The sequence below is a fragment of the Bradyrhizobium sp. MV1.5 genome, assembly GCF_055807615.1.
In genome coordinates this window covers 100,295-126,368 of record NZ_JBVVPL010000010.1, presented here as the reverse complement: position 1 = coordinate 126,368, position 26,074 = coordinate 100,295, and the positions used below count along the sequence as shown (strand labels likewise).

Sequence of the window (26,074 nt, the reverse complement as noted above, 5' to 3'; positions counted from 1 at the left end):
GCTCAGGGAAACGCCAACCGGCCAGTCTGGATCGCCCACATCACGCTGGTCAGCGTAACCACGGACGCAAACGTCCCGAGCAACACCGCGACGGAGGCGGACTCGATCCAGGCGTCGTTCTGCCGGGCGATGACGAACACGTTCAGCGCCGGCGGCAGCGAAGCCATCAGCACGGCGGTCGCGGCCCAGGGCTGCGCGAACGGGCCGAACGCCAGCATCAGGCCGAACGCTGCGAGCGGATGGACCAGGAGCTTGATCGCGATCACGCCCGGCACCTCCCACGGGACCCGATCGAACGGACGGAGCGCCACGGTCACGCCGAGCACGAACAGCGCGGTCGGGGCGGCTGCGTTCTGGAGGAACGTGATGGTGCGATCGAGCGCGACCGGCATCTCGACATGCAGCGATGCGAAGGCCGCACCGAAACAGGCCGACATGATCAGCGGGTTGAGCACAATCTGCTTCAGCACGACGCCGAAGGCATGCACGATCGAGGGATGATCGCGGTCGGAAAGCTCGATCAGCAGCGGCACGATCGTGAACAGGAAGATGCTGTCGCAGCAGAAGATCAGCGCGGTCGGCGCCGAGGCCTTCGGCCCGAGCACGGCAAGCGCCAGCCCAGGTCCCATGTAGCCGATATTGCCGTAGCCGCCGGAGAGCCCGGCGAGCGTCGCCTCGCGCAGCGTCAGCCCGCCGAGAACCTTGCCGACGACCAGCGCGAGTGTGAACGCCGCAACGGTCGACAGCGTGGTCGCGACCAGGAATGGCGGGTTGTTCAATTCCGAGAACGGCGTCTTCGACATGATCGCAAACAGCAGCGCCGGCAGCGACACATAGAGCAGGAAGAAGTTCATCCAGGCGAGGCCCGATTCCGGCAGGGATTTGACCTTGCCACAGGCGAATCCAACGAAGATCAAGCCGAAATAAGGTAGAGCCAGATTGAGGATATCGACCATTGATGAAGCGTTTTCTGAAGATTGGGGGGTTATCTGCCCCGCAACCGCGGGTTAATTCCAGATCAGGGCACTAGCATCGGCCACAATCCTGGTCTATCGACGGGGAATGATTAAAGCGCGGACCGCCAAATTCCAGATCGGACAGGTCGTGCGCCACCGGATCTTCTCGTTCCGGGGCGTGATCTTCGACATCGATCCGGAATTCAACAACACCGAGGAGTGGTGGCTGTCGATCCCGGAGGAGGTGCGGCCCCACAAGGACCAGCCGTTCTATCACCTGCTCGCGGAGAACTCGGAATCGGAATACGTCGCCTATGTCTCCGAGCAGAATCTCGTGCCGGACGATTCCGGCGAGCCCGTCCGGCATTCCCAGGTCGCCGAGATCTTCGTCAAGGACAAGACCGGCGGCTATCGCCCTCGGAATCCGTCGCTGAACTGAGTTTTCGCAGCCATCAACTGGCCAGCAAAAAAGGCGCTCGAAACCGAGCGCCTTTTTCATGTCCGGGATCGGGCCCCGATTACTTCTGGCCGGCGGGCGGCGTGCCCTGCTGCTCGAGCTTCTTGCGCTGCTCGTCAGCCTTCTTCTGAAGCTCTTCCTGAAGCTTCTTCTGGGTTTCCTCGAACACCTTCGGATCCGTCGGCGGACCGTCATAGGCCTTCTGGAATTCGCCGGCGAGCGGCAGCGGCAAGGTCAGCGGTGCGCCGTTGGCATTGATCGCCTGAACAACGAGGTTCTGGCCCTTCTTCATGTTGTTGATGAACTCGGGCGTGGCCTCGTAGTCGGACATGCAGCCGTTCTGGAAGCAGATCACATACGGGCTCTGCAACGGCGGATTGTTGTCCACGATGATGCGGGTACCGTGCACCAGCTGCATGCCGAGCGGCAGCGTCACGCGCAGGATCTTCTTCGGCTCGCCTTCCGGCTCGATGATGACGGCCGCAATGACCGGCTGGCCCGACTCGATACGACCGTCCTTGCCGGTGAAGCAGACCTGCTTGGCATTGGCGTCCTGGCCCTTGAGGCAGAACTTGGTCCAGGGGGCGTAGATCAGCTGGATCTGCTGATCGGCCGGCTGGGCCGCGCCCTGCTGCGCCGGAGCGCCTTGGGCGGGAGCCGGCTGGGCGGGTGCCTGAGCGGCCGGGGCCGGCGCCTTTGGGGCGGCCTTCGGAGCGGCCTTCGGGGCCGCCTTGGGCGCGGGCGCACCCGGAGCGGGAGCCTGGGCCTCGGCGGCAAACGGGACGGCCAACGCCGTCGCCGTCAACAGGGCGAGAAGTCGCCCGCGCGGCCGGACGGACGCGGCCAAGTAACGGAAATTCATTGCGGAAAACCCTTTCTGAACGGGAAGCGCCCGAACCGCTTCGACGCACCGAGCCTGGCCACGTTGGGCGCGGCTCTCTCCCCGTCAAATGAGGCGGATAAGTGACGGCTCGGCGCTCGTGCGCGATTGCCCGCCTTCTTAACGTGGCCGACGAAAAGATCAATGCCGACAAGCGTCTTTGGCCGCGCGCTGGCGTACGCCCCGGGGAAAATCCCTGTGATAGGATTCAGGCCTGCGGTCCTCGAATCAACGTGTGCAGATGTTCATGTTCCAGCGCCTTCTCGAGGGCCGTCCTGAAGGTCTTTGCGTCCGCCTCCGTATCCTGGCTTTCGCCTTGGGGCTCCCGTTCGCCTTGGGGCTCCCGGCCAGCGGCGCAGGGGCCGAGGCAGCCCACGCCATCGCCATGCACGGCAAGCCGGCGATGCCTGCCGATTTCACCCATATGCCTTACGTCAACCCTGACGCCCCCAAGGGCGGCCGGCTGACCTGGGGCGTTCTCGGCACGTTCGACAGCCTCAATCCCTTCATCGTCAAGGGACTGGCCGTGCAGCAGATGCGGAACTACGTGGTCGAGAGTCTGCTCGCGCGCGGCAATGACGAGCCGTTCACGCTCTACGGCCTGCTCGCCAGATCGGTCGAGACCGATGACGCGCGCAGCTTTGTCGCGTTCCACATCGATCCCCGCGCCCGCTTCTCCGACGGCAAGCCGGTCCGCGCCGAGGACGTGCTGTTCTCCTGGCAGTTGCTGCGCGACCACGGCCGCCCCAACCACCGGCAATATTACAGCAAGGTCGCAAGCGCCGAGGCGCAGGATCCCCTCACCGTCCGCTTCGACCTTGCGGGAGCCAATGACCGCGAACTGCCGCTGATCCTCGGCCTGATGCCGATCCTGCCGAAACACGCCGTCGACGTCGCGGCTTTCGAGGAGACGACGCTGACGGCCCCGGTCGGCTCCGGCCCCTACCGCGCCACCGCGGTGAGGCCCGGTGCCAGCGTGACGCTCACCCGCAATCCCGACTATTGGGGCCGTGACCTGCCCATCAATCGCGGGCTCTACAATTTCGACGAGATCAGGCTCGACTATTTTCGCGAGGCCAACGGCCAGTTCGAAGCTTTCAAGCGCGGCCTGTATGATTTCCGCATCGAGCACGAGCCGCTGCGCTGGCACGACGGCTATGACTTCCCCGCGGCGAAGAATGGCGACGTGATCCGCGACACCTTCAAGCCGGGCGTGCCGCAACCTTCCGAATTTCTGGTGTTCAACACGAGGCGTCCCATCTTCGCCGACATCCGCGTGCGCCAGGCGCTGACGCTGCTGTTCGATTTCGAGTTGGTCAACCGCAACTACTTCTTCAACCTCTACTCGCGCGTCGCCGGCTATTTTGCCGGCTCGGACCTGTCAGCGTATGGCAAGCCTGCGGATGCTCGCGAGCGCGAGTTGCTCAAGCCGTTCGCCGCGCAGATCCCGCCTGACATCCTGGACGGCAGCTACCGCCTGCCGGTAACCGACGGCTCTGGGCGCGACCGGACCACGCTGCGCGCGGCGCTGAAGCTGTTATCGGAGGCCGGCTACGATCTCGACGGAACCGTGCTGCGCAATCGCGCGACCAAGGCGCCCTTCACCTTCGAGATCCTGGTCACGACCCGCGACCAGGAACGCGTCGCGCTTGCCTTCCAGCGCGACCTCAGGCGCGCCGGCATCGAGCCCAGCGTACGATCGGTCGACCCTGTGCAGTTCGACCAGCGCCGGCTCGCCTACGAATTCGACATGATCCAGAACCGCTGGGACCAGTCGCTGTCGCCCGGCAACGAGCAATATTTCTACTGGGGGAGCGCTGCCGCCGACAATCCGGGCACCCGCAACTACATGGGGGCCAGGGATCCCGCGGTCGATGCGATGATTGCCGCACTGCTGGAAGCCCGTGAACATACGGATTTCGTATCCGCGGTACGGGCGCTCGATCGCGCTTTGATCTCCGGTTTCTATACAATCCCCCTGTTTAACGTATCCGAGCAATGGATCGCGCGCTGGAATCGGATAGAACGGCCAGAGGCCACCTCGCTGTCCGGCTATTTGCCGGAGACCTGGTGGTCGAAGGGGCAGCCGGAAGCTCATCAAGCAAAGTGACGCCGTGAACCAGCCAGCCGTATCGCCGACGCTCGACACGCTGTTTCAGCGCACGCTGATGCGGCAGCCGCACGCGACCGCTCTGCTCGACCCCCTGAACAAGTTCCGCGTGACCGGGCACCAGCCGCGGCGGATGAGCTATGCCGAGGCTGACACGGCCATCGAGGCGCTGTCCGCCTATTTCGTCGAATCGGGCCTGCCGGCCAATTCCGTCATCGCCATCCAGCTGCCGAATACGGTCGAGTTCGTGCTCACCGTTCTCGCCGCCCATCGCGCCGGCCTCGTCGTCGCCGTGCTGCCGCTGCTCTGGCGCCATGCCGAACTGACCGCCGCTCTCAACCGCACCGCGGCGCGCGCCATCGTCACCATGAGCACGGTCGACAGCGTCAGCTATGCCGATCTCGCCATGCACGCGGCCGCGGAGGCCTTCTCGATCCGCCATGTCTGCGGCTTCGGCACCAACCTGCCCGAAGGCATGGCCTCGCTCGACGACGTGCAGGCCCGTCCGCCCGGCACCGCGCGCGCCGTGATTCAGGATGGTCGCAAGGCGGCGATGATCTCCTTCGACGTCACCGCGGAAGGCTTTCGTCCGGTGCCGCGGCCGCATTTCAGCCTGATCGCCGGGGGGCTCGCGATGTCGCTGGAAGCCGACATCAGGCAGGGCGCGACCGTGATGGCGGCGTTCACGCCGATGTCGTTCGCAGGGCTCGCCTCCTCGCTCGCGGTGTGGCTGCTGTGCGGCGGCACGCTGGCGCTGCATCATCCGTTCGAGAACGACGTGCTGGAGCAGCAGGTCAACGCGCACGAATGCGACGTGCTGATCGCACCGGCACAGTTCGCCCAGCGGCTCGGCGATTCCGAACTGGCGGCGCGGATGCCGACCTTGCGCAACGTCATCGGCCTGTGGCGTGCCCCCGAGCAGGTGGCGGCGAGCGAGGCATGGATCGCGCCGCACGCGCCGTTCACTGACGTCTATCTGTTCGGCGAGGCCGGATTGTTCGGCGCCCGGCGTGGCGAGGACGGCATGCCGGTGCCGGTGATGCCGGGACCGCACGGCGCGCCGCGCGAGCAGTCGGGTTCGTCGATCGCCGGCGAGATTCTGCTGACACCGAAGGGCACGCTCGGGCTGCGCGGCCCGATGGTGCCGATCGCGGCCTACGCCCCTCCGCCGCCGGTCGGCGACAGCCTGATCGCGCAGCCGCCACGCGACTATGTCGACACCGGCTATGCCGCACGGCTCGACCGCCCCAGCGGCGCGATCTGCATTACCGCGCCGCCCTCCGGGATCATGGCCGTCGGCGGCTACCGCTTCCTCTCCAACGACCTCCAGGAATGGGCGCGCCGGCTCGGCCAGGGCGCCCTGCTGACCGCGCTGCCCGACCGGCTCTCCGGTCACCGGCTCGCGGGCCGGGCCCAGGACAATGCCCGCGCCCGCGAAGCGCTCAGCGAACTCGGGCTTAACCCCCTGATGGTCGAGGCTTTTCGCGACCGTTCCGGGCCGGTCTAAGCGTAGTTCGACGGTTCCATTGACGCTGCATTAAGGCGGCCGGACTAGATTGCGCGGCACCTGTCGCGTGATCAGAGTCTCTCGATGTCCCAGGCCGGCCCGATCCTGTTTGTGTCCAATGCCGAGCGGCCGGCCTTCATTGCGGCGCTGGACGAGGCGCGATTCTTCCCCGTGATCGACACCAGCTGGGCCGGCGCGGTGCGCGCGGTCGAAGAGGTACAGCCGGCCGCGGTTCTCGCCGCGATGCACACCGGGCACGAGCCGCATCTGGCGCCGCTCGCCAAGAAGATCGCGGAGCAATCGCCTTACCTCCCCTTCGTGGCGCTGGATGCGGCGGGCGCGCTCCCTCACAACGCCCTGCCCTTCTCTTCCTCGCGCGCCGGCCATTCCGAACGCCTGATCGCGCGGCTTCGCGCCGCACTACGGATTCGCACGCTCCATGCCACGGTGCTGCGCCGGCTGCCCGAGGTGAAAGTCGCGCTGCCGGAGGCCGATCCCGTTCGCGATGCCACGGTGCTTCTGATCGGTCGCGGCGCGGCTTACCCCGCGCTTTCCGTTGCGCTCGGCGAGCGCGTCGGCGTCATCGGGGCGCTCTCGATCGAGGCGGCGGCCAAGCATCTCAACACCCGCGATCTCGACGGCGTCGTGCTCGCCGAAGGTTTTACCCCCCGCGTGACCGATGCCTTCCTCACGGTGCTCGCCGAGGACACCCGCTTCCGCAGCCTGCCCGTGATCGTCACTGCGCATCAGTTGACGCAGACCTACGACCTGCCCAATCTCGAGCTGATCCCGGGCGAGCCGACGAAGGTCGCCGCCAACGCGCTGCCCCTGATCCGCCAGCACGCCATGGAAGCCCAGCTGAGCCGCACGCTGCGCTCGATTGATGCCGGCGGCTGGCTCGATCCGCGCAGCGGCCTGCTCACGGCGGAAGCTTTTGCGCGCGATTTTGCCAAGACGGTCGAGCAGACGCTGGCCCGCGGCGGCGGCCTCTCGGTCGCGCGCTTCGCCTTCGACCCCGGCAATTCCCGCGCCCAGCTCGATGCCGCCCGCATTCTCAGCCGCCTGATGCGGCAGATGGATTTTGGCGTGGCGCAGAAGGACGGCTCGGTCATCGTCGTGTTCGCCGAGACCGACTTCCGCACCGCCCACATGATCGCCCGCCGTCTCTCCGCGGTGATGCGGCACACGTCGAACGGCAAGCACGAGATGCGCAGCGATCCCGTCGTCTCGGTGGATTCGCTGTCGCCGTCGGATACGGCAAGGTCGCTGCTGGGACGGCTGTCGGCCGACGCGTCGCGGGCGGCGTCGTAGTCATCCGCCAGCGCCCGCTGCCGTCGGAGCTCGACTGCTCATATATGGAATCGTTGCGTGACCGTTCGCATTCTCATTCGCGGCGGGCGACAGCCGGCGCAAAAAACCCGCGGCCGATAAACGGTCGCGGGTCCAAAGATCCGAAGCTCTGCCAGTACATCCGTGGTCAAAGCAACGTCATTGAGATTGCGGCAGCCTATGCGGCGCGCAGATCTTCAGCAGCAGACTTGCCGGTCCGGCGATCTGCAACGATTTCGAAGGAAACCTTCTGCCCTTCGTTGAGGGTATTCATGCCGGCGCGTTCAACGGCGCTGATATGAACGAAGACATCCTGGCTGCCCTCGTCCGGTTGAATGAATCCGAAGCCCTTTTGGCTGTTAAACCACTTCACAGTTCCCGTCGTCATGGGGATCGTCCTTTAAGATAGATAAACGTTTAGCCGCGCTCAGAAGCGCGGCGTGTGTCGTCGAGATCTGGAGGGAGGGTCGTCAGTCAGGCGCGCTTTTCAGCGGCGAGGCCAAGTCGTTCGGCCGAAACTCGATAGACTGAACGTAGCAACTGTTCGATCATTCCGCAAGTGATCATATGTCGCTGTTCGGGGATCCGGATGCGGCGCGAAACGACGCGCCGCCTCCGGAAACTTCTACGCCGCCTTCTTGCTCTGCGCGAGCTGCGCCAGCTGGCGCATGATCTCGGTGGTGCCGGCGAGACGCTCTTCCGGCGTCTCCCAGTCCTGCAGGAACACCACCTTCATGTCGGGCCGCACCTTCGCGGCCTGGCCGTGGCTGCGGATGAAGCTCACCAGGCGATCGGGGTGAGCAAAGGAATTGTCGCGGAAGGCGATGACGGCGCCCTTCGGGCCGGCGTCGATCTTGCCGACATTGGCCTGCCGGCAGAACGCCTTGATCGCGGCGACCTTGAACAGATAGCGCACCTCGTCCGGCAGCACGCCGAAACGATCGCGCATCTCGGCGCCGAAGTTCTCGATCTCCTCCTCGCTGTCGAGGTCGGCGAGCCGCCGGTAGAGTGACAGCCGCACCGAGAGATCGCCGACATAGTCCTCCGGTATGAGCACGGGCATGCCGATCGTGATGGTCGGCGACCAGCGATCGGCGGCGGGCTCCGACACGCCAGCCTTGAGGTTGACGATCGCCTCCTCCAGCATCGACTGGTAGAGCTCGAAGCCGACCTCCTTGATATGGCCGGACTGCTGCTCGCCCAGGATGTTGCCGGCGCCGCGGATATCGAGGTCGTGCGAGGCGAGCTGGAAGCCTGCGCCCAGCGTCTCCAGCGATTGCAGCACCGTGAGCCGGCGCTCGGCCTGCGCCGTGATCTTCTGCTGCGCCGGCAGCGTGAACAGCGCATAGGCCCGCAGCTTGGAACGGCCGACGCGGCCACGGAGCTGATAGAGTTGGGCGAGGCCGAACATGTCGGCGCGATGCACGATCAGCGTGTTGGCGTTGGGGATGTCGAGGCCGGATTCCACGATCGTGGTCGACAGCAGGATGTCGAACTTGCCGTCGTAGAACGCGGTCATGATGTCCTCGATCACGGCGGGCGGCATCTGCCCGTGCGCGACCGCGACCTTCATCTCCGGCACGTTCTTGTCGAGGAAGTCCTTGACCTCGGCGAGGTCGTCGATACGCGGCACCACGTAGAACGCCTGGCCGCCGCGATAGCGCTCGCGCAGCAGCGCCTCGCGGATCATCAGCGGATCGTGCGGGGCGACGAAGGTGCGGACCGCGAGGCGGTCGACCGGGGGCGATGCGATGATCGAGAGCTCGCGCACGCCGGTGAGCGCCAATTGAAGCGTGCGCGGGATCGGCGTCGCCGACAGCGTCAGCACGTGCACCTCGGCGCGGAGCTGCTTCAGCCGCTCCTTGTGGGTGACGCCGAAATGCTGCTCCTCGTCGACGATCAGCAGCCCGAGATCGCGGAACTTGATCGACTTGCTGAGCAGCGCGTGGGTGCCGACGACGATATCGACCGCGCCGTCGGTGAGGCCCTTCTTGACCAGATTGAGCTGCTTGGCCGGGACCAGCCGCGAGGCCTGCGCCACCTGCACCGGGAAACCCTTGAAACGCTCGGTGAACGTCTTGTAGTGCTGACGGGCGAGCAGCGTGGTCGGCACCACGACCGCGACCTGCTTGCCTTCCAGCGCGACCGCGAAGGCGGCGCGCAAGGCCACCTCGGTCTTGCCGAAGCCGACGTCGCCGCAGATCAGCCGGTCCATGGGACGGCCGAGCTCGAGGTCCTTCAGCGTGGACTCGATCGCGCCAAGCTGATCCTCGGTCTCGTCATAGGGGAAGCGCGCGCAGAACTCGTCGTAGAGGCCCGGCTGCACCGGCAGCTTTGGCGCCTCGTGCAGGTGGCGCTCGGCGGCGATCTTGATCAGCTCGCCCGCGATCTCGCGGATGCGGTTCTTGAGCTTGGCCTTGCGCGTCTGCCAGCCCGAGCCGCCGAGACGATCGAGTTCGACCGAGGTCTGGTCGGAGCCATAGCGCGACAGCAGCTCGATGTTCTCGACCGGCAGGAACAGCTTGGTCTCGGCGGCATAATGCAGCTCGAGGCAGTCATGTGGCGCGCCGGCGACGTCGAGCGTCTGCAAGCCGATGAAGCGGCCGATGCCGTGATCGACATGGACGACGATGTCGCCGGCGGCGAGGCTCGTCACCTCCGAGATGAAATTGTCGAGCTTGCGGCTCGCCTTGCGCGGCCGGACCAGGCGATCGCCAAGAATGTCCTGCTCGCTGATGAGCGCGATCTCGTCGGTCTCGAAACCGCTTTCGAGGCCGAGCACGGCCAGCATGGTTTCGTTGCGCGGGGTCGCCTGCACCGTGCGCCAGCTGTTGACGCTGGTCACGGGCGTGAGCTTGTGATCGCGCAACATCGAGGTCATGCGGTCGCGCGAGCCTTCCGTCCAGAGCGCGATGACCACCTTCTTGCGGCTTGTCAGCAGCCCGTGCACATGTGCGACGACGGCTTCGAAGACGTTGACCTTGCTGTCGTTGCGTTCCGGCGCGAAGTCGCGGCCTTTGCGTGCCCCGGCATCGACGACCGTCACTCCATCAGCCGGAACCGAAAACTGCGTCAGCCGCACCAGCGGCATCCCGCTCTCGCGCTTGCTCCACTCCTCCTCGGTCAGATAGAGCCGGTCAGGCGGCAGCGGCTTGTAGATGGCGCCGCCGCCCGGATGCTCCATGGCATCGCGGCGCGCCTGGTAATAATCGAGGATCTGCTTGAAGCGCTCGCGGATCGCATCCTCGGCCTGCGGCTCGATCGCGACGCAAGCTCCTTGCAGATAGTCGAACAGCGTGTCCATCCGGTCCTGGAACAACGGCAGCCAATGTTCCATGCCCGGATGACGGCGGCCCTCGCTGACGGCCTCGTAGAGCGCATCGTCGCGCTCGGGCGCGCCGAACTCGGCGACATAGCCCATGCGAAAGCGGCGGATGGTGTCGGTGACGAGCTGGAATTCGGAGATCGGCACGAGATCGAGCGCGCGCATGTCGAGCAGCGTGCGCTGGGTCTCGGCATCGAAGGTGCGGATCGATTCCAGGCTGTCGCCGAAGAAATCGAAACGGACGGGCTGGTCGAGGCCGGCCGGAAACAGGTCCAGAATGCCGCCGCGCACGGCATATTCGCCGGGCTCGCGCACGGTCGAGGAGCGGTTGTAGCCGTTGTGCTCGAGCCAGGCGATGATGGTGTCCATCGGCACGACGTTGCCCGGCGCGACCGACAGCGCCTGCGCCGCGACGAGCTCGCGCGCCGGCACGCGCTGGACGACGGCGTTCACCGTGGTCAGCACGATCAGCGGCTTGTCGCTGCCGGTCAGTGACGCAAGGCGCGCCAGCGTCGTCAGGCGCTGCGCGAGGACGCCGCCATGGGGCGAGACGCGGTCATAGGGTTGGCAGTCCCAGGCCGGGAAGGTCAGCACGGGCAAATCGGGCGCGAAGAATTGCAGGGCGCGTTCGAGCTGCTGCATCCGCGGCCCGTCGCGGCAGACCACCGCGAGGCTGACGGCCGGCTTCTTCGGCCGCGCCGCGATGGCGCGCGCGAGATCGGAGACGACGAGACCCTCGGCACCCTCGGCGACATTGGCAAGCGTCAGCGCGCGGCCGGGCGTGAGCAGCTCGGCCGGCGATTTCATCCCCTGCTTCATACGTCGCGGTCCGCGATCGGAAACGCTTTGATGCGCGCAAACAGCGGGCCGATCATTTCGGCGGCAAGCACCTTGTCGCCGGTGATGGCGGCATAGAGGTCGGGATCAGCCTCTTCGAGCAGGGTCTCGAGCTGCGTCAGCTCGTCTTCGGACAGATTGCCGATCTCGGCATCCGCGAAGCGACCGAGGATCAGGTCCATCTCGCGCGTGCCGCGGTGCCAGCAGCGGAACAGAAGCCGCTTGCGGCGGTCGTCCAGCCCGTTGCTCGAACGTGTCGTTCCCGTCATGTCTCAATTCCAGTCAAACGCCAAAAGCCCGGACGTGCCGGGCCGGGGTGATATAGCCACTCGGGCGGGCCCTGTCAGCCCTCGATTTGTCATGGCCTGCTGCCGCCGCAGGGGCACGAAAAAACACGTGGATGCCGGGCACAAAGCCGGGCATGACGAGCGAAAACGATCCTAGGTTCGCCTGATGCGCCCCAGCCTGCTCAATCCGCTGTTTGCCCCCGTGACCAGCCTGCCCGGCGTCGGTCCGAAGCAGGACAAGCTGCTGCAATATCTGCTGAGCCGCAATGAGACGCCGCGGCTGGTCGATCTGTTGCTGCATTTGCCGAGCCAGGTCATCGACCGCCGGGCACGGCCGAAGGTCCGCGACGCCGTGCAAGGAACCATGGTGACGCTGGAGGTCACCGTCGACCGCCACCGCCCGCCCCCGCCGCGCAATGCGCGCGCGCCCTACCTCGTCTACGCCAGCGACGATACCGGCGACGTCGTGCTGACGTTCTTCCGCGCCAAGCCCGGCTATGTCGAAAAGCTGCTGCCAATTGGGGAGAAGCGCTTCGTCTCCGGCACGCTGCAGATGTACGACGGCATTCCGCAGATCGTGCATCCCGACCGGGTGCTGGACGAGGAGGCGATTTCAAAACTCTCCGGCATCGATCCGGTCTATCCCTTGACCGAAGGCCTTGCACTCGGCTCGCTGCGCCGCGCGGTCGCGCAGGCGCTGCAGAAGCTGCCGGCGCTGCCGGAATGGATCAGCCCGGAGGTGCTGCGCCGCTGCAGCTTCCCGCCGATCACCGAGGCGCTCACCCGCGTGCATCAGCCGGTCGAGCTCACCGACATTCTGCCCGACCAGCCGTTCTGGTCGCGCCTCGCCTTCGACGAACTCCTGGCCGGGCAACTTGCGCTTGCCCTGATTCGCGCGCAATTGCGGCGCCCGGCCGGGGTGCGCAACGCCGGCGACGGGCAGCTCCGCAACAAGATCATCGATGCCCTGCCCTATGCGCTGACGTCCTCCCAGCGCGACGCCGCGGCCGCTATCGCCAATGATCTGCAACAACCCGTGCGCATGCTGCGCCTGCTCCAGGGCGACGTCGGCTCCGGCAAGACCGTGGTGGCGCTGCTCGCCGCCGCCGCCGTCACCGAGGTCGGCAAGCAGGCGGCGCTAATGGCGCCGACCGAAATTCTGGCCCGTCAGCACATCAAGACCATCACGCCGCTCGCCGAGCGCGCGGGCATGCGCGTCGCGATCCTCACCGGCCGCGAAAAGGGCAAGGAGCGGCGGGAACTCTTGGCACACCTCGAAGCCGGCGAGATCGACCTCCTCGTCGGCACCCATGCGCTGATCCAGGACGACGTGATCTTTAGCGATCTCGCCCTCGCCGTCGTCGACGAACAGCATCGTTTTGGTGTGCGCGAGCGGCTGGCGCTGACGTCAAAGGGCGAGGCAGTCGACGTGCTGGTGCTGAGCGCAACGCCGATCCCGCGCACGCTGGTGCTGACTTATTTCGGCGACATGGACATCAGCGAGCTCAGGGAGAAGCCCGCCGGCCGCCAGCCGATCGAAACCCGCACCATCTCGATGAGCCGCCTCGGCGAGGTTACCGACAGCATCGGCCGCGCGCTCGAATCCGGCAAGCTGGTCTACTGGATCTGCCCGCTGGTCGAGGAATCGGAGGCCGAGGGTACCGAGCACCTCACCAATGCGACCAAGCGCTTCGAAAGCCTGCAAAAGCGTTTCGGCGAGCGCGTCGGCCTCGTCCACGGCCAGATGAAGGGCACCGAGAAGGACCGCGTGATGGGCCAGTTCGCCGCCCACGAGATCGGCCTGCTGGTCGCGACCACCGTCGTCGAGGTCGGTGTCGACGTGCCGGCGGCGACCATCATGGTGATCGAGAACGCCGAACGCTTTGGCCTCGCCCAGCTTCACCAATTGCGCGGCCGCATCGGGCGCGGCTCGGAGGCCTCGACCTGTCTGCTGCTCTACTCCGAGCCGCTCGGCGAGATGTCGAAGGCGCGGCTGAAGGTGATCCGCGAGACCACCGACGGTTTTCGCATCGCCGAGGAAGATCTGAAGCTGCGCGGCGAAGGCGATGTGCTCGGTGTGCGCCAGAGCGGCCTGCCTGGCTACCGCATCGCCCGCTCGGAGGTGCACGGCCAGCTCATCACCCAGGCCCGCGACGAGGCGCTGCGCATCCTCAAGGACGATCCAAAGCTCAAGGGCGAGCGCGGCGAGGCGCTGCGGTGCCTGCTGTATCTCTACGAGCGGGATGAGGCGATCCCGCTGATCGGGGCGGGTTAGCTGGCCTCTCTCTGCCGCCCAATCTCATAAGCCGCCACATGCGCCCGGGCGAGATCCAGCAAGGGCGTGTCGATATCAAGTGCACGGGCCCGGTTGGCCATATCGCCGAGGATGTGCTCTGCCTCGGTAATCGAGCCGCGCTCGATGTCACGCAGCATCGAGGCCTTGAGCGGGGAGTCCAGGGTCGTGAACAGCTTCCGGTCAAACTCGATGAAAGGCGCTCGCGGCTCGAAACCCGAGGCCGTCGCGACGGCGCAGCATTCGGCGAACAGGCGGAAGATGGATTGCTCGCCGTTCGGCACGGCCAGAATGTCTCCGATGCTTGCACGCATCAGGCAGGTGATGCCGGCGAGCGTCGAGAGCTGGACGAATTTCTCCCACATGTCCTGCATGATCGCTTCGCTGGCGCGCACGTCGATACCGGGCACGTGCAGCAGTGTCTCCAGCGCAAGCACACGCTCGCTCAACGAACCCTCGATCTCGCCGAACACGATGGTCTGATTGGCCATGAACTGAACGACACGGCCGTCCGCATCGAGCCCGGCACTGACGTTCGCGAGCCCGCCGAGAACCTGAGCAGCGCCGAACCGCGCAGTCAGGGCGTCGACATGTTTCAACCCGTTGAGGATCGGCAAAATCATCGTTTGGGCACCAACCGCCGGGGCAAACTGGGCCATCGCCTCGTCGAGCGAGTAGGATTTCACCCCGACGAGCACGACGTCGAAGGTTTCCTTGAGATCGTTGGCCAGGATGACCTTCGGCTGCACGGCGAAATCGCCGTGCGGGCTCACGACCTGCAATCCATTCCGCCGCAATTGCTCCGCACGCCCGGTCCGCACCAGAAAGGTCACGTCGCCGCCGGCTCGGACCAGGCGCGCTCCGTAATAACCTCCAAGCGCTCCCGCGCCGATGACGAGCACTCTCATTCGAACTCCCATGTCAAACGCGGCCATTCAGCCATTCCGCACCTGGAACGGCAAGTTGAAATCCAATCTTTCGCCTCGGCGGGTTTCGTGAAACCTTGCGGCGATGCGCCGGATCATCGTCGTGGGCTGTCAGGGCAGCGGAAAGACGAACCTCTCCCGGAATCTCGGGCAAAAGCTCGGGCTGCCGGTGGTGCATCTCGACGTGCTCTACTGGCAGCCGGGCTGGAAGCCGTCCGACAAACCGAGCTTCCGGACACGTGTTGCTGATGCGATCGGGGGCGACGCATGGGTTGTCGACGGCAGCTTCTCGGGGCTTGCCTTCGATCTCACGCTGGCGCGCGCCGATACTCTGGTCGTCATCGACCGCCCGCGCTGGCTCTGCCAGTGGCGCATTCTCCTGCGCTCCGCCCTCGATCGCGACAAGACCCGGCCTGACCTCCCGGAGGGGTGCCCCGAACAGTTCGACTGGACATTGATGCGGGAAGCATGGCGCTACGACGCCGAGCGCGCGCCTGTCATCGAGGCCGAGCGCGTGCAGTATGGTGCTGACGTCCCGGTCGTGCGCTTGAGACGCGATCGGGACATCCAGGGTTTTCTGGAGTCGGTGCACGGCACATGATCGATGGCCGCGACGTGAGACCGGACGATCAGGATTTCTTCTGCGCGATACGCGCGGCGAATGCCTTCATCAGGTCGGTATCCGCCGCCTCGCCTTTCGCGTCGTCAGCGAGATGCTCGAACCAACGCGCAAAGCCTTCGTAAACCTGGCTGGCTGGATGATCGGGGCCGAGAAAGCCGGAAATCTCCCGCATCTCCGCAACCCAGCGATAGGCTTTCGGAATCATGTCCGGCAGCGCGACTTCGAGCCGGGCCAGAACCGCGGGCTGGCTGAGTGCGAGTTCGTCGCGCAGCGCATCCGCAGCCCCCGCTTTCGTTGCCGCGACCACCATCGCCGAGCCGATCCCGACGAGACCCTTGACGATCCCGGCATAGGACATTTTGAGCGCGGACGCGGCACCGACCGGCCCTTCGACGATCCGCACGTCGAGCCCGAAATCCTTCAGCAGGGCGACGTCCTTGGCGTGCTCGCCGGACATGTAGAAGGCCGGGCTCTTGCCGCCGGGCTGGGGCGGGAACCCGATGATGCCGGCATCGACGAACCGCGCCTGTGCCGAGCCGATGATCTCCTCGATCCTCATCACGGTATCGACGTTGACGGCATTGCAATCGACCACGACCGGCTTCTTCTCGCGCCGGACGATCAGCCCGGCAAGCCGCTCGGCGAGCGCCACGGCTTCGCCCGGCGGCACGATCGAGAGGATGATGTCGGCGTCCGCGATCGCGTCGTCCTCGGCGCCGATCATGCCGGCATCCGCCGCGCGTTTGCGCGTCGCCTCGCTCCGTCCTTTCAACGACGTCAGCACGCGCGCACCGTGCTCGCCGAGACGGCGGGCCACGGCACTGCCCATGGCACCGGGCGCGAGGATCGCAATGGTTTTGGACATCGTGCACTCCAGATCGAAGTCCGAGCAACGCGCTCGGTTCACCGGAGACTAGCAGAGGACGGGACGCTCGCGTGACCGGCGGCCATCCCGCAGAGGAATGGCCCTACTCCACCTTCGCAGGCTGGGGCTGCAGCGCAGCCGAGGCGTTGGCAATACGCGCGGCATTCGCCATGCCCGCCAGCGCCGCCGCCTTCTTCGGGTCGGGCGCCGAACCCGGCTGCACCACGCCGGCCGACATGATCAGCGTCGCGGCGTCCTCGGTGCTCATGTCGACCTCGACGATCTTGCTCTTGGGCACGTAGAAGAAGAAGCCGGTCGTCGGGTTCGGCGAACACGGCAGGAACACCGAGACGTGCTCCTCCTGACCCGGCAGGCTGCGGGAGACGTCCTCGTTCGGCGATTGCGAGATCAGCACGATCGACCACATGCCCGGCGAGGGAAACTCGACCAGACCGACTTTGCGGAAGCTCGAGCCCTTGCCCGAGAACAGAGTCTCGAACACCTGCTTCAGGCCGCGGTAGATGGCGCGCACCGCCGGGATGCGGCCGAGGAAGGTCTCGCCGACATCGACCAGCGTCCGGCCGATCAAATTGGCCGCGAGGAAGCCGACCAGAGTCAGCGTGAAGAATGCGACGATCAGTCCCCAGCCGGGGATGACGTACGGCATGTAGGTTTCAGGCCGATAGGCCAGCGGCACGAACGGCCGCACCACGCCATCAACCCAGGTGACGAACCACCAGACCAGATAAAAGGTGATCGCAACCGGTCCCGTCACCACGAGACCGGTGAGAAAATAATTGCGGAAGCGGCCTATCAGGCCGGTATGCGGCTCCGGCATGGGATCAAGAGGCGCAGGCGCATCGTCACGGGGGGTCATTCGGGTTCCAGGTCGGTCGCTTCGTTCAAGCTAGGGTCTTCTAGCAGGTTTTGGAAGACCACGAAGCGTTCCGCTCTCAACCCTTCCGCCTATTCCACCGTCACGGATTTCGCGAGATTGCGCGGCTGGTCGACGTCGGTCCCCATGATGACCGCCGTATGATAGGCGAGCAGCTGAACGGGGACGGCATAGACCATCGGCGTGAACGCCGCCGCCATGTCAGGCATGACGATGGTGACGAGGGACTCGACGGTTGCCTCCGCCGCGCCTTTGGCGTCGGTCATCAGGATGATCTTGCCGCCGCGGGCGGCAACCTCCTGCATGTTGGAGACGGTCTTTTCGAACACCCGGTCGTAGGGCGCGATGACGACGACGGGCATGGTCTCGTCGATCAGCGCGATCGGGCCGTGCTTGAGCTCGCCGGCGGCATAGCCCTCGGCGTGGATGTAGGAGATCTCCTTCAGCTTCAACGCGCCTTCGAGCGCGAGCGGAAAGCTGGTGCCGCGGCCGAGATAGAGCACGTCGCGCGATTTCGCGATCTCGCGCGCCAGCTTTTCGATCTGGAGTTCGGTGGTGAGCGCATCCGACATCAAACGCGGGATCTCGACGAGCCCGTGGACGAGCTTGGTCTCGTCCTCGTCGGACAGTTCGCCACGGGCCTTGCCGGCCGCGATCGCAAGATTTGCCAGCACCATGAGCTGGCAGGTGAAGGCCTTGGTCGAGGCGACGCCGATCTCGGGGCCGGCCAGCGTTGGCAGCACGGTCTCGCTCTCGCGCGCGATCGTCGAGGTCGGCACGTTGACGACGGCCACCGTGTGCACACCCTGGGCCTTGGCGTAGCGCAGCGCGGCCAGGGTGTCGGCGGTCTCGCCCGACTGCGAGATGAAGATGGCGAGATCACCCTTGCGCAAGGGCGCCTCGCGGTAGCGGAATTCGGAGGCGACATCGACCTCGACCGGCACGCGCGCGAAACGCTCGAACCAGTATTTTGCGACGAACCCGGCGTAGCTCGCGGTGCCGCAGGCCGTGATGTTGATGCGCTGGATATTCTTGAAGTCGAACGGCAGCTTGACCGGCAGCGAGACCCGCTCTGTCGCCATGTCGACATAGCGTGCCAGCGTGTGGCCGACCACTTCCGGCTGCTCGTGGATCTCCTTGGCCATGAAGTGGCGGTAATTGGCCTTGTCGACCAGCGAGGTCGAGGCGGCGTGCTTGGTCTTCTCGCGCTGGACGGCATGCCCGTCCTTGTCGAAGATCGAAGCGCTCGTATGGGTCAGCACGACCCAGTCGCCGTCCTCGAGATAGCTGATCGTGTCGGTGAACGGCCCGAGCGCGATGGCGTCGGAGCCGAGATACATCTCGCCGTCACCATAGCCGATCGCGAGCGGCGGACCATTGCGGGCGCCGATCATCAAATCGTCCTCGCCGGCGAAGATGAAGCCGAGCGCGAACGCGCCGCGCAGACGCGCCAATGTCAATTTCACCGCTTCCACCGGCTTGTTGCCGCGCGTGAGCAGATCGTCGACGAGATGCAGCACGATCTCGGTGTCGGTCTGGGTGTGGAACACCGTGCCTTTCGTCTCGAGTTCCTCGCGCAGCTCGCGGAAATTCTCGATGATGCCGTTGTGAACGACGGCGACACGCTCGGTCGCGTGCGGGTGCGCATTGTTCACGGTCGGCTTGCCGTGGGTGGCCCAACGGGTGTGACCGATTCCGGTCGTGCCCTTGAGCGGCTCGGCTTCCAGCCGCTTCTCCAGATTCTTCAGCTTGCCCTCGGCGCGGCGGCGCTCGAGATGCTTGCCTTCAAGCGTGGCGACGCCCGCGGAATCATAGCCGCGATATTCAAGACGTTTGAGCGAATCCACCAATTGCTCTGCAACCGGTTCGCGCCCGAGAATGCCGACAATCCCGCACATGCGGATCAATATCCCCCAAATCGTCGAAAAATCGCCTAAACGACGCGCTCGGTTTTTAGCGAAGTTCCTAAGGAACCAGATACTCAATAATTATTGCTGATTGAGACAGCACCGACGGCAACGCGCCTCGCCTGCGTCGAACTGGCTGAGCCTTAAACCGCGCGCATTAACTTGTTGTCAACGAATTTGGCCAACCCTTGCGTACCAAGGAGAGAGGCCATGAAAGGCTCATCCAACCGCAAAGGTCTGTCATCGATGTCGGTGAGCGCCAGCGAGACCACCGGCACGCACCTTGCGCATTGGCCGCCGCCCCAGCGCGGCAAGGAAAGCAAGCCCGTCTTCATCAAGCACGCCGCCGGCGAGCCGGCCAAGCGTGCCAAGGCGCGCGGCTGGCGCCTGACGCGCGCGATCTTCTCCGAATTCGCCGACGACGAATAGCGGCGCTCATTTCGCCGGCTTCTTTTCAAGCTTCTTGCCACTTGTCTTCATCTCGCGATAGCGCGCCGCGCCACCGTCGCGGATGGTCTGCGGGCTACGCTCCAGCGCCATGGCATCATCAGGCACGTCGCGCGTGATCACCGAGCCCGAGCCGATATAGGCGCCGTTGCCGATGGTCACCGGCGCGACCAGCGAGGAGTTGGTGCCGACGAAGGCGCCCTGCCCGATGATCGTCTTGTGCTTCTTGAAGCCGTCGTAGTTGCAGGTGATGGTGCCGGCGCCGATGTTGGAATTGGCGCCGATTGTGGCATCGCCAATGTAGGAGAGATGGTTGACCTTGACGCCGCCCTCCAGCGTCGCGGCCTTGGTCTCCACGAAATTGCCGATGCGCGCGCCGTCGCCGAGCGAAGTGCCGGGCCGCAGCCGCGCATAGGGGCCGATGGAGACCTTCTTGCCGAGCCTGGTCTCGACGATATGCGAGAAGGAATGCACCACCGTGCCGTCGCCGATCGAAACGCCGGGGCCGATCACCACGAAGGGCTCGATCGTCACGTCCTTGCCGAACACGGTATCCGCGGCGAGATAGACGGTTTCGGGCGCGATCAGCGTGACGCCGGACTCCATCGCCGCTTTCCGCAACCGCGCCTGCATCACGCTTTCGGCCTCGGCTAGCTGCGCCTTGGTGTTGATGCCGCGCACTTCGTCCTCGCTGGTTTCGATCACCACGGCATCCCATCCTTGTTCGCTGATAACGCCGACGGCGTCGGTCAGATAATATTCGCCCTTGGAATTCGCATTGCCGATCTTCTCGAGGATCGCGAGCGCGCGGCGGCCGTCGATCGCCATGACCCCGGCATTGCACAGGTCGATCCTGCGCTCCTCGGCGCTGGCATCGGCCTGCTCGCGGATCGCGACCAGGCGGTCGCTCTCGACGATGAAGCGGCCATAGCCGGTGGGATCGGCGGCGCGGAAGCCGAGCGCCGCAATCGCGGCGCCTTTGGCCAGCGGCGCGCGCAGCCGCGCAAAGGTCTCGGCCGAGATCAGCGGCGTGTCGCCGAACGCAATCAGCAAATCGTCCACGCCCCGCGCAATGGCATCACGCGCCGCCAGCACCGCATGCGCGGTGCCGAGCCGGTCCTGTTGCACGAAGGTGAGCGCGTCGGGGCGGATGCGCTTTGCTTCGTCCGCCACCGCCTGATGGTCGGGTCCGATCACGACCGCGAGCGAGGTGCCGGTTCCCTTGGGCGCCGCGGCGAGTACGTGGGCGAGCAGGCTCTGGTGCGCCACCGGATGCAGCACTTTCGGCATGTGTGAGCGCATACGCGTGCCTTCGCCGGCGGCGAGCACGATCGTGAGGCTGGAACGGGCGGTCATCGAAATCCTGTCAATCGGCCGAATCAAGTGGCGCCAGCGGGCGACGGCCGCCCTCATGAGCTATCGCCTTGCTACCCCCGCAAACGCCCGGAGTTCAAGTGCGACACGCTTTTCCTGTTAATGTTCCCTGATTGATTCGGGGAAGCCGGACAGGGGTTGGGCACTTAACGTTCATGGCAAAGGATTCCGACCCACTGGCGGATGCCTTCGGCGCCAAGGAGACCGGCGGGCTGTTCTCCGGACTTGTGGCCGAGGAGAGTTCGTTCGATCGCGGCATGATGTGGCGGCTGGGGTCATGGGGCGTGGCGGCCGTCGGCGCCGTGGTGCTTGCCGTGTTCGCCAATCAGGCCCAGCTCGGCTGGCGGCGCGATCAGGTTGCGTCCGCCGATCTCGCGCGCCAGGCCGACCGGCTCCAGATGCTGAGCAAGGAGAGCCAGAACGAGGCCCGACGCCTCGCCTCCGCCATCGAGACGCTGAACACCGATCGCGACCGGCTCTATTCGCGCGTCACCGTGCTCGAGCAAGGGCTCGATTCCGTCACCGGCGCGATCGCCAAGCAGACGACAACGCCGCCGCAGGCGTCCGTTGCGAAACCTCAGGACGCGCCGGCTTTGATCGGGCCGCCGGCGCCCGGCATCGCGCCGGTCGCCTCGACGCCGGCTCCGGCCAACGACAAGCCGCGCGCCGAGGCCGCAAAGGAGCCGCCGAGCCCGTCGCCACAAAGCGCGGCCGCGGCCTCGCTCGTCGCGCAGTTGCCGGCGACGAATTCGGCACTGCCGATGCTTCCGCTGGTCCCATCCAAATCGATCATGGCGCCGCCCGATCCGGCCGCCCCGAAACTGGTTCAGCCCGAGTCCACTGAGAAGACCGCTGAGAAGGCGACCGAGAAGAAGCCAGATCCGGCGCCTGCCCCGGTCGAAGTCGCTGCGGCACAAGCCAAGCCGCCGGAGGCCGCTGAAAGCGAGGCTCCCGCGATCGCGGTCCAGCAGACGCGCTTTGCGATTGATCTCGGTGGCGCCAACTCGCTCGATGGCCTGCGCGCGCTGTGGCGCGGGGTGACCAAATCCAATCCCGAGATCGCAGCGCTGCGGCCGATCATCATGATCAAGGAAGGCAACACCGGCCTCGGCATGCAGCTCCGCCTCGGTGCCGGCCCGCTGATCAACGCAGCGGCTGCAGCAAAACTCTGCGCCGGCCTCGCCGAGAACGACCGCCACTGCGAGACCACCGTGTTCGACGGCCAGCGGCTGTCAATGCGCGGCGGCCAGGAAAAACAAGAGAAGAGTCAGGATCGAGTTCAAGAGAAGAACTCCGACAAGAACCAGGACTCGGTGCCGCAAGCCGAGACCGCTCCGGCACCCGCGCCCGCCGCCAAGCCTGACAAGCATCGCCGCAGCTCTTCCTCAAAACGCTCGTCGAAGCGCGAGGAGCCGGCGCCTGCTCCTGCGGCGCAACCCGCAGCGCCGGCCAAGCCGGAGACGGCGTCGGCGGGATCGACGCTGTCGTCGTTCTTCAGAAGGTAGACGCGGCATCCGCCCTGCGGCGGGGAAGACCGTCTCGGGCCGACGTATCAAACGATACGAACTCTCCCGACACAAAACGGCAGTATCCGCGACGAACATGATTCGGAGCGGAGATGGCGGACGAGACGTTTTTGCGCGAGCACCTCGCGCTCATCCGCGAATTGGCCGAACAGGCCGACCCCTATATCAAGAGGCGATTACTGGCCTTGGCCGAAAAATACGAACGTCGGCTGAGGGACCAGAACCGGGTGGTGCAAAATCGTCCTTGATGGCTCATCGGCGCACGCAATCACCTACTCGATGCGCGCTTTTTCCTTCAGGTCGCGAATGCGGTTCTCAGCTTCATCCCTCGACTGGACCAGTTCCGACCAATCCTCGACCCGAGCTTCCTTGCTCAGCCTCTTGAGTTCGTCCAGTTGCTCCTGGGTTGGCTTTTCCATGCTCGCTCCTTGTATGCAGCATGCGTTGCGCGGTCACACCGTTTCAAAACCTGCGTGATCCCAGCCTGTTCCTGGACAAGTTCGGGCAAAGCGCGGCCGCCTTGCTCCTCCCGCAACGGGCCGCGATCGACATAAACTCGTCTTCCCTGTTGCCCGCCCGCGCCTTCCCGACCATATTGCCGCCATGACAAAAAAGCCCTTCCGTCTCACGCCCTACCAGGTGCAGTTCCTGATCGTCGTCGGCTTCGCCAGCGTCGGCTATGCGCTCTATCTGCGCTACCTCGGAATCGAAAACTCGCAGGTCGGTCTCGCCTGCGAGGCCGGGCTTCAGACCCTGGTCTGCAAGGCGCGCTCGGTCTCGACCGTGCTGTTCAAGAATTCGGTGTTTGGCATCGTCGCGCTGGTGGTGGCGACGTTGAACCTGATGCGGCCGTCGATCGTGCTGCTCACCGTCGGCATCATCGCGGCCGGCCTCGGTATCGTTCTCTACAATGTCGTGCTGTCGGGCCTGGCGATCGGCCTGCTCATTCTTGGATTTGCTCGGCCCGCGCCCGCCACAGCGTAAGCGCGAACAAGAGATAGATCGCGCAGGTCCACAGCGACTGCCAATTGTCGCGGCCCTCGTTGAACAGCACATAGGTCGCCGACAGCGCCAGCACGCCGGCGAAGACCGATTCCGCGATCGGACGCTGGCCGATCTGCGGCCGGTTCAGCATCAATAGCGCAAACGGCACCACCGCCATCGTCAGCGCGGCGTAAGGGAAATCCTTGTAGCGCGGGTCGAACACGAAGCCGAGCGCGGCCTGCGCCGCGATGACCGCCGTCACTGCCAGCGTCAAGCCGAGCACGGCGGTGAGCTTCGACCATTTCCGGCCCTCGCGCGGACCGAGCAGATCGAGGAAGGTCGGGAGGCTGCGGCCGATCACCATCGCCTGCGCGCAGAAGATCGGCGACAGGATACCGGCCGCGAGCAGCGCGCCCCACAGCAGCCAGCCGCCGATGCCGTAGCTCTCGTAGTACATCTTGTCCGCGCCGATCCCGAGCAGGATGCCGGCCGAGGTCGCCGAGATCGCCACGCCGAGCCAGGCCGAGAAGCGCGGCGTCCAGGGCCTGCGCCGCAACGTCAGGCCGGCCACCGCGAACACCAGGACGCAGAGGCCCATGCCGGCTCCCATGTACCATTTCCAGTACGGGAAATTGCTGATCGGCTGGCCCGGCGGATATTTCAGGCCACGGCGCACCGAGTCATAGAGGCCCCAATAGCCGCCGACGGTGCCTTCCAGCTTGCGCTTCCACGGCTGGTCGTAGGACTCGATGAGATTGACGCGGAATTTCTGCGCTTTCGCGAGACTCAGGATCTCCGAGACCACGCGCGCCTGGTTGGTGCGCGACGGCAGCGCGCCCTCGCGCATGCGCCCTTCGCTCGGCCAGCCGGTTTCGCCGATCAGGATCTCCTTGCCGGGGAACGCGACCGCCATGCGCTCGCGGATCTGTTCGACATGGGAGGCGGCAAACTTCGCCTTGACCGGATTGTCTTCCCAATAAGGCAGAATATGGATCGTGACGAAGTCGACGGCGTCGTAGATCTCGCGATTCCTGAGCCAGTACTCCCAAACATCGGCATAGGTGACGGGCACGCTGACCTGCGCCTTCACCGAGCGGATGATGGAGACGAGGTCCGCAGTCGTCATCTCGCCACGCAGCAGCACTTCGTTGCCGACGATGATGCTGGTGATGATTCCGGGGAAATCCTTGGAAAGGCGAATGGCGAGCGCGGCCTGCTCGAAATTCTTGGTGCGGTTGCTGGAGAGCCAGATGCCCTGGAGCACCTTCAGCCCGCCGATCCGGGCTGCGATCGCCGGCACCTGGTCGAGCCCGTTCTCCATCGAATAGGTGCGGACGCAGTCGGTGATCTCCTTGAGCTGGCGCAGGTCCTGCTCGATCTGGTCGGCCTCGATATGGGTCCATGCGTTCAGCGGCGACTGCTCGCCGCGGAACGGCGCGTAGGAGACGCATTGGACCTTGTCGGCGGGATCGATCGGGGCGCGCGCAAGCGAGATCGGCGTGGCAAGCCACCACCACACGGCAGCGATCGCACCCAGTGAAACGAGCAGAAGCGCCAGTGGCGTACGAAGAGAAATCGGTTCCGTCCTCCGCGAGGGCCGTCGATTACCTGCTAGCACGCCGTCTGCCAAGGGGGTGACTCCGTTATGGATCCATCCCTCCCCTGAGGAATTTACCTCCGGCCGTTCGACCGAGGCCTAGGATCGTGACTTTGCTGGACAAATTTCCGGATTCAGGCCATGGACTCGGGAGGACTTTTCCGCCGCATTGGAGACCCATTTGGACGCCATCACGCAGGCGCGTCCGCGAAGGTCCTGACGCGGACGGTCAGTGATACATTGGGGAATTCATGCGGCAACGGGTGTTCGAGTTACGAAATGCGGTCCTGCGGCAGTTCGCCGCCACCTTGGCCGTTTCTTCCCTTGTCATCCTGATGGGTATCGGCGCGGCCTCCGCCCAGAGCGGCGCGCCCGCTCCGGACCAGAGCAAGGCAGCCGCCCAACCTGCCGACGCCGCCGCCAAGGACGCCGCCCAGAACCAGCGCCGCACCGACGAATTCGCCGAAGCAGCCCAGGTCATCAGCGGCCCGGCAGGCAACCCCGAATGCGTCTGGCTCGGCCGGCGCGTGGTGCGGCTGATGTGGCGGGATGACCTCGATACCGCATTCCGTCATCTCGACCTCTACGACCGCTTCGGCTGCCCCGGCGGCCACATCCAGGCCGCCTTCCGCTGCCTGACCCGCTTCGGCGGCCAGATCGATCCCAAGGTCGCCGAGACCCTGGACAGCCGTGTGCACGCTTGCTGGATCAACCCGGCGTCGCAGCCGCAGCAGGCCGCGGCCGCGGCCTCGCAGCCGGCCGCGCCGGCATCGGGCAATGCGCAGCCGCAGCCGGCCGCGAGCCCCTCGCCGGCGGCAAGCCCGTCACCGGCGCCCCCGAAATAGCCGCGATTGTTTCAGCCTCCGTTCAGGAACGATCGGCGATAGAGGCAATTGGCACTGCTGCGAATTTCGAAATGTGCATGCCCTCATATGGTCATGAGGCGATGA

23 protein-coding genes are annotated in these 26,074 nt (G+C 65.5%); 11 read left to right on the top strand and 12 right to left on the bottom strand.

Going from position 1 to position 26,074, the window contains the following annotated elements:
* Nucleotides 1-2 precede the first annotated feature (2 nt).
* Nucleotides 3-956: an AEC family transporter gene (locus AC0L2J_RS12735; RefSeq protein ID WP_007610526.1), complete on the bottom strand. Its 954-nt coding sequence runs from the start codon at nt 954-956 to the stop codon at nt 3-5.
* A gap of 106 nt (nt 957-1,062) precedes the next feature.
* On the opposite strand from AC0L2J_RS12735, the gene hspQ reads away from it, so the two are divergent.
* The gene (hspQ, locus tag AC0L2J_RS12730; protein ID WP_007590865.1) at nt 1,063-1,395 is read left to right on the top strand and encodes a heat shock protein HspQ; all 333 of its coding nucleotides are present in this window, start codon (nt 1,063-1,065) and stop codon (nt 1,393-1,395) included.
* Nucleotides 1,396-1,474: 79 nt separating this feature from the next.
* Here hspQ and AC0L2J_RS12725 read toward each other — a convergent pair whose 3' ends face one another.
* Nucleotides 1,475-2,275, bottom strand: coding sequence for an invasion associated locus B family protein (locus AC0L2J_RS12725; protein WP_007610528.1), 801 nt, complete (start codon nt 2,273-2,275; stop codon nt 1,475-1,477).
* A gap of 259 nt (nt 2,276-2,534) precedes the next feature.
* Here AC0L2J_RS12725 and AC0L2J_RS12720 point away from each other — a divergent pair, with 259 nt between their 5' ends.
* The 3 genes from AC0L2J_RS12720 (at nt 2,535) to AC0L2J_RS12710 (ending at nt 7,221) form a co-directional block, all read left to right on the top strand.
* A complete protein-coding gene (locus AC0L2J_RS12720; protein ID WP_473390316.1) occupies nt 2,535-4,403 on the top strand; it encodes an extracellular solute-binding protein in 1,869 nt (622 codons plus the stop codon).
* A 4-nt stretch (nt 4,404-4,407) separates the two neighbouring features.
* The gene (locus AC0L2J_RS12715) at nt 4,408-5,910 is read left to right on the top strand and encodes an AMP-binding protein (protein WP_473390144.1); all 1,503 of its coding nucleotides are present in this window, start codon (nt 4,408-4,410) and stop codon (nt 5,908-5,910) included.
* 84 nt (nt 5,911-5,994) lie between these two features.
* Nucleotides 5,995-7,221 carry a GGDEF domain-containing protein gene (locus AC0L2J_RS12710; RefSeq protein ID WP_473390140.1) on the top strand — a complete coding sequence of 409 codons (1,227 nt, stop codon included), beginning with the start codon at nt 5,995-5,997 and terminating at the stop codon, nt 7,219-7,221.
* Between the two features lie 196 nt (nt 7,222-7,417).
* Here AC0L2J_RS12710 and AC0L2J_RS12705 read toward each other — a convergent pair whose 3' ends face one another.
* From AC0L2J_RS12705 to AC0L2J_RS12695, 3 genes are all read right to left on the bottom strand, one after another.
* Entirely contained in the window at nt 7,418-7,627 is a 210-nt protein-coding gene (locus AC0L2J_RS12705; protein WP_007610535.1) for a cold-shock protein, read from the bottom strand.
* Nucleotides 7,628-7,864: 237 nt separating this feature from the next.
* Nucleotides 7,865-11,383, bottom strand: coding sequence for a transcription-repair coupling factor (gene mfd, locus AC0L2J_RS12700; RefSeq protein WP_473390136.1), 3,519 nt, complete (start codon nt 11,381-11,383; stop codon nt 7,865-7,867).
* Nucleotides 11,380-11,670: an FAD assembly factor SdhE gene (locus AC0L2J_RS12695; RefSeq protein WP_473390132.1), complete on the bottom strand. Its 291-nt coding sequence runs from the start codon at nt 11,668-11,670 to the stop codon at nt 11,380-11,382. The genes mfd and AC0L2J_RS12695 overlap by 4 nt, the downstream gene beginning before the upstream one ends.
* Nucleotides 11,671-11,854: 184 nt before the next feature.
* Here AC0L2J_RS12695 and recG point away from each other — a divergent pair, with 184 nt between their 5' ends.
* The gene (gene recG, locus AC0L2J_RS12690; RefSeq protein ID WP_473390128.1) at nt 11,855-13,963 is read left to right on the top strand and encodes an ATP-dependent DNA helicase RecG; all 2,109 of its coding nucleotides are present in this window, start codon (nt 11,855-11,857) and stop codon (nt 13,961-13,963) included.
* Here the strand turns inward: recG and panE are convergent.
* A complete protein-coding gene (panE, locus tag AC0L2J_RS12685; protein ID WP_473390312.1) occupies nt 13,960-14,889 on the bottom strand; it encodes a 2-dehydropantoate 2-reductase in 930 nt (309 codons plus the stop codon). The genes recG and panE overlap by 4 nt on opposite strands.
* A gap of 103 nt (nt 14,890-14,992) precedes the next feature.
* On the opposite strand from panE, the gene AC0L2J_RS12680 reads away from it, so the two are divergent.
* Nucleotides 14,993-15,508 (top strand): P-loop NTPase family protein, encoded by a 516-nt coding sequence (locus AC0L2J_RS12680; protein ID WP_007610546.1) that lies wholly within the window; start codon nt 14,993-14,995, stop codon nt 15,506-15,508.
* Nucleotides 15,509-15,536: 28 nt separating this feature from the next.
* On the opposite strand, the gene AC0L2J_RS12675 is transcribed toward AC0L2J_RS12680, so the two are convergent.
* The 3 genes from AC0L2J_RS12675 to glmS all read right to left on the bottom strand — a co-directional run bounded on the left by AC0L2J_RS12675 (nt 15,537) and on the right by glmS (nt 19,187).
* On the bottom strand, nt 15,537-16,394 hold the full coding sequence (locus AC0L2J_RS12675; RefSeq protein ID WP_007610548.1) for an NAD(P)-dependent oxidoreductase: 858 nt from the start codon (nt 16,392-16,394) through the stop codon (nt 15,537-15,539).
* 103 nt (nt 16,395-16,497) lie between these two features.
* A complete protein-coding gene (locus tag AC0L2J_RS12670; RefSeq protein WP_063996289.1) occupies nt 16,498-17,271 on the bottom strand; it encodes a DUF502 domain-containing protein in 774 nt (257 codons plus the stop codon).
* An 89-nt stretch (nt 17,272-17,360) separates the two neighbouring features.
* A complete protein-coding gene (glmS, locus tag AC0L2J_RS12665; protein WP_473390123.1) occupies nt 17,361-19,187 on the bottom strand; it encodes a glutamine--fructose-6-phosphate transaminase (isomerizing) in 1,827 nt (608 codons plus the stop codon).
* 219 nt (nt 19,188-19,406) lie between these two features.
* Between glmS and AC0L2J_RS12660 the strand changes: the two genes are divergently transcribed.
* Nucleotides 19,407-19,625 (top strand): hypothetical protein, encoded by a 219-nt coding sequence (locus tag AC0L2J_RS12660; protein ID WP_063996287.1) that lies wholly within the window; start codon nt 19,407-19,409, stop codon nt 19,623-19,625.
* 6 nt (nt 19,626-19,631) lie between these two features.
* Here AC0L2J_RS12660 and glmU read toward each other — a convergent pair whose 3' ends face one another.
* Nucleotides 19,632-20,999, bottom strand: a complete 1,368-nt coding sequence (gene glmU / locus AC0L2J_RS12655) for a bifunctional UDP-N-acetylglucosamine diphosphorylase/glucosamine-1-phosphate N-acetyltransferase GlmU (protein ID WP_473390120.1) — start codon at nt 20,997-20,999, stop codon at nt 19,632-19,634.
* A gap of 173 nt (nt 21,000-21,172) precedes the next feature.
* Here glmU and AC0L2J_RS12650 point away from each other — a divergent pair, with 173 nt between their 5' ends.
* Entirely contained in the window at nt 21,173-22,522 is a 1,350-nt protein-coding gene (locus tag AC0L2J_RS12650; protein ID WP_473390118.1) for a hypothetical protein, read from the top strand.
* A 113-nt stretch (nt 22,523-22,635) separates the two neighbouring features.
* Nucleotides 22,636-22,791: a hypothetical protein gene (locus AC0L2J_RS12645; protein WP_473248997.1), complete on the top strand. Its 156-nt coding sequence runs from the start codon at nt 22,636-22,638 to the stop codon at nt 22,789-22,791.
* 24 nt (nt 22,792-22,815) lie between these two features.
* Here AC0L2J_RS12645 and AC0L2J_RS12640 read toward each other — a convergent pair whose 3' ends face one another.
* Entirely contained in the window at nt 22,816-22,962 is a 147-nt protein-coding gene (locus AC0L2J_RS12640) for a hypothetical protein (protein ID WP_156527171.1), read from the bottom strand.
* A 184-nt stretch (nt 22,963-23,146) separates the two neighbouring features.
* Here AC0L2J_RS12640 and AC0L2J_RS12635 point away from each other — a divergent pair, with 184 nt between their 5' ends.
* Nucleotides 23,147-23,527, top strand: a complete 381-nt coding sequence (locus tag AC0L2J_RS12635; RefSeq protein WP_473390114.1) for a hypothetical protein — start codon at nt 23,147-23,149, stop codon at nt 23,525-23,527.
* Here AC0L2J_RS12635 and AC0L2J_RS12630 read toward each other — a convergent pair.
* A complete protein-coding gene (locus AC0L2J_RS12630; RefSeq protein WP_473390111.1) occupies nt 23,487-25,046 on the bottom strand; it encodes a glycoside hydrolase family 17 protein in 1,560 nt (519 codons plus the stop codon). The genes AC0L2J_RS12635 and AC0L2J_RS12630 overlap by 41 nt on opposite strands.
* 329 nt (nt 25,047-25,375) lie before the next feature.
* Here AC0L2J_RS12630 and AC0L2J_RS12625 point away from each other — a divergent pair, with 329 nt between their 5' ends.
* On the top strand, nt 25,376-25,969 hold the full coding sequence (locus AC0L2J_RS12625; RefSeq protein ID WP_007610565.1) for a hypothetical protein: 594 nt from the start codon (nt 25,376-25,378) through the stop codon (nt 25,967-25,969).
* Nucleotides 25,970-26,074: the final 105 nt, after the last annotated feature.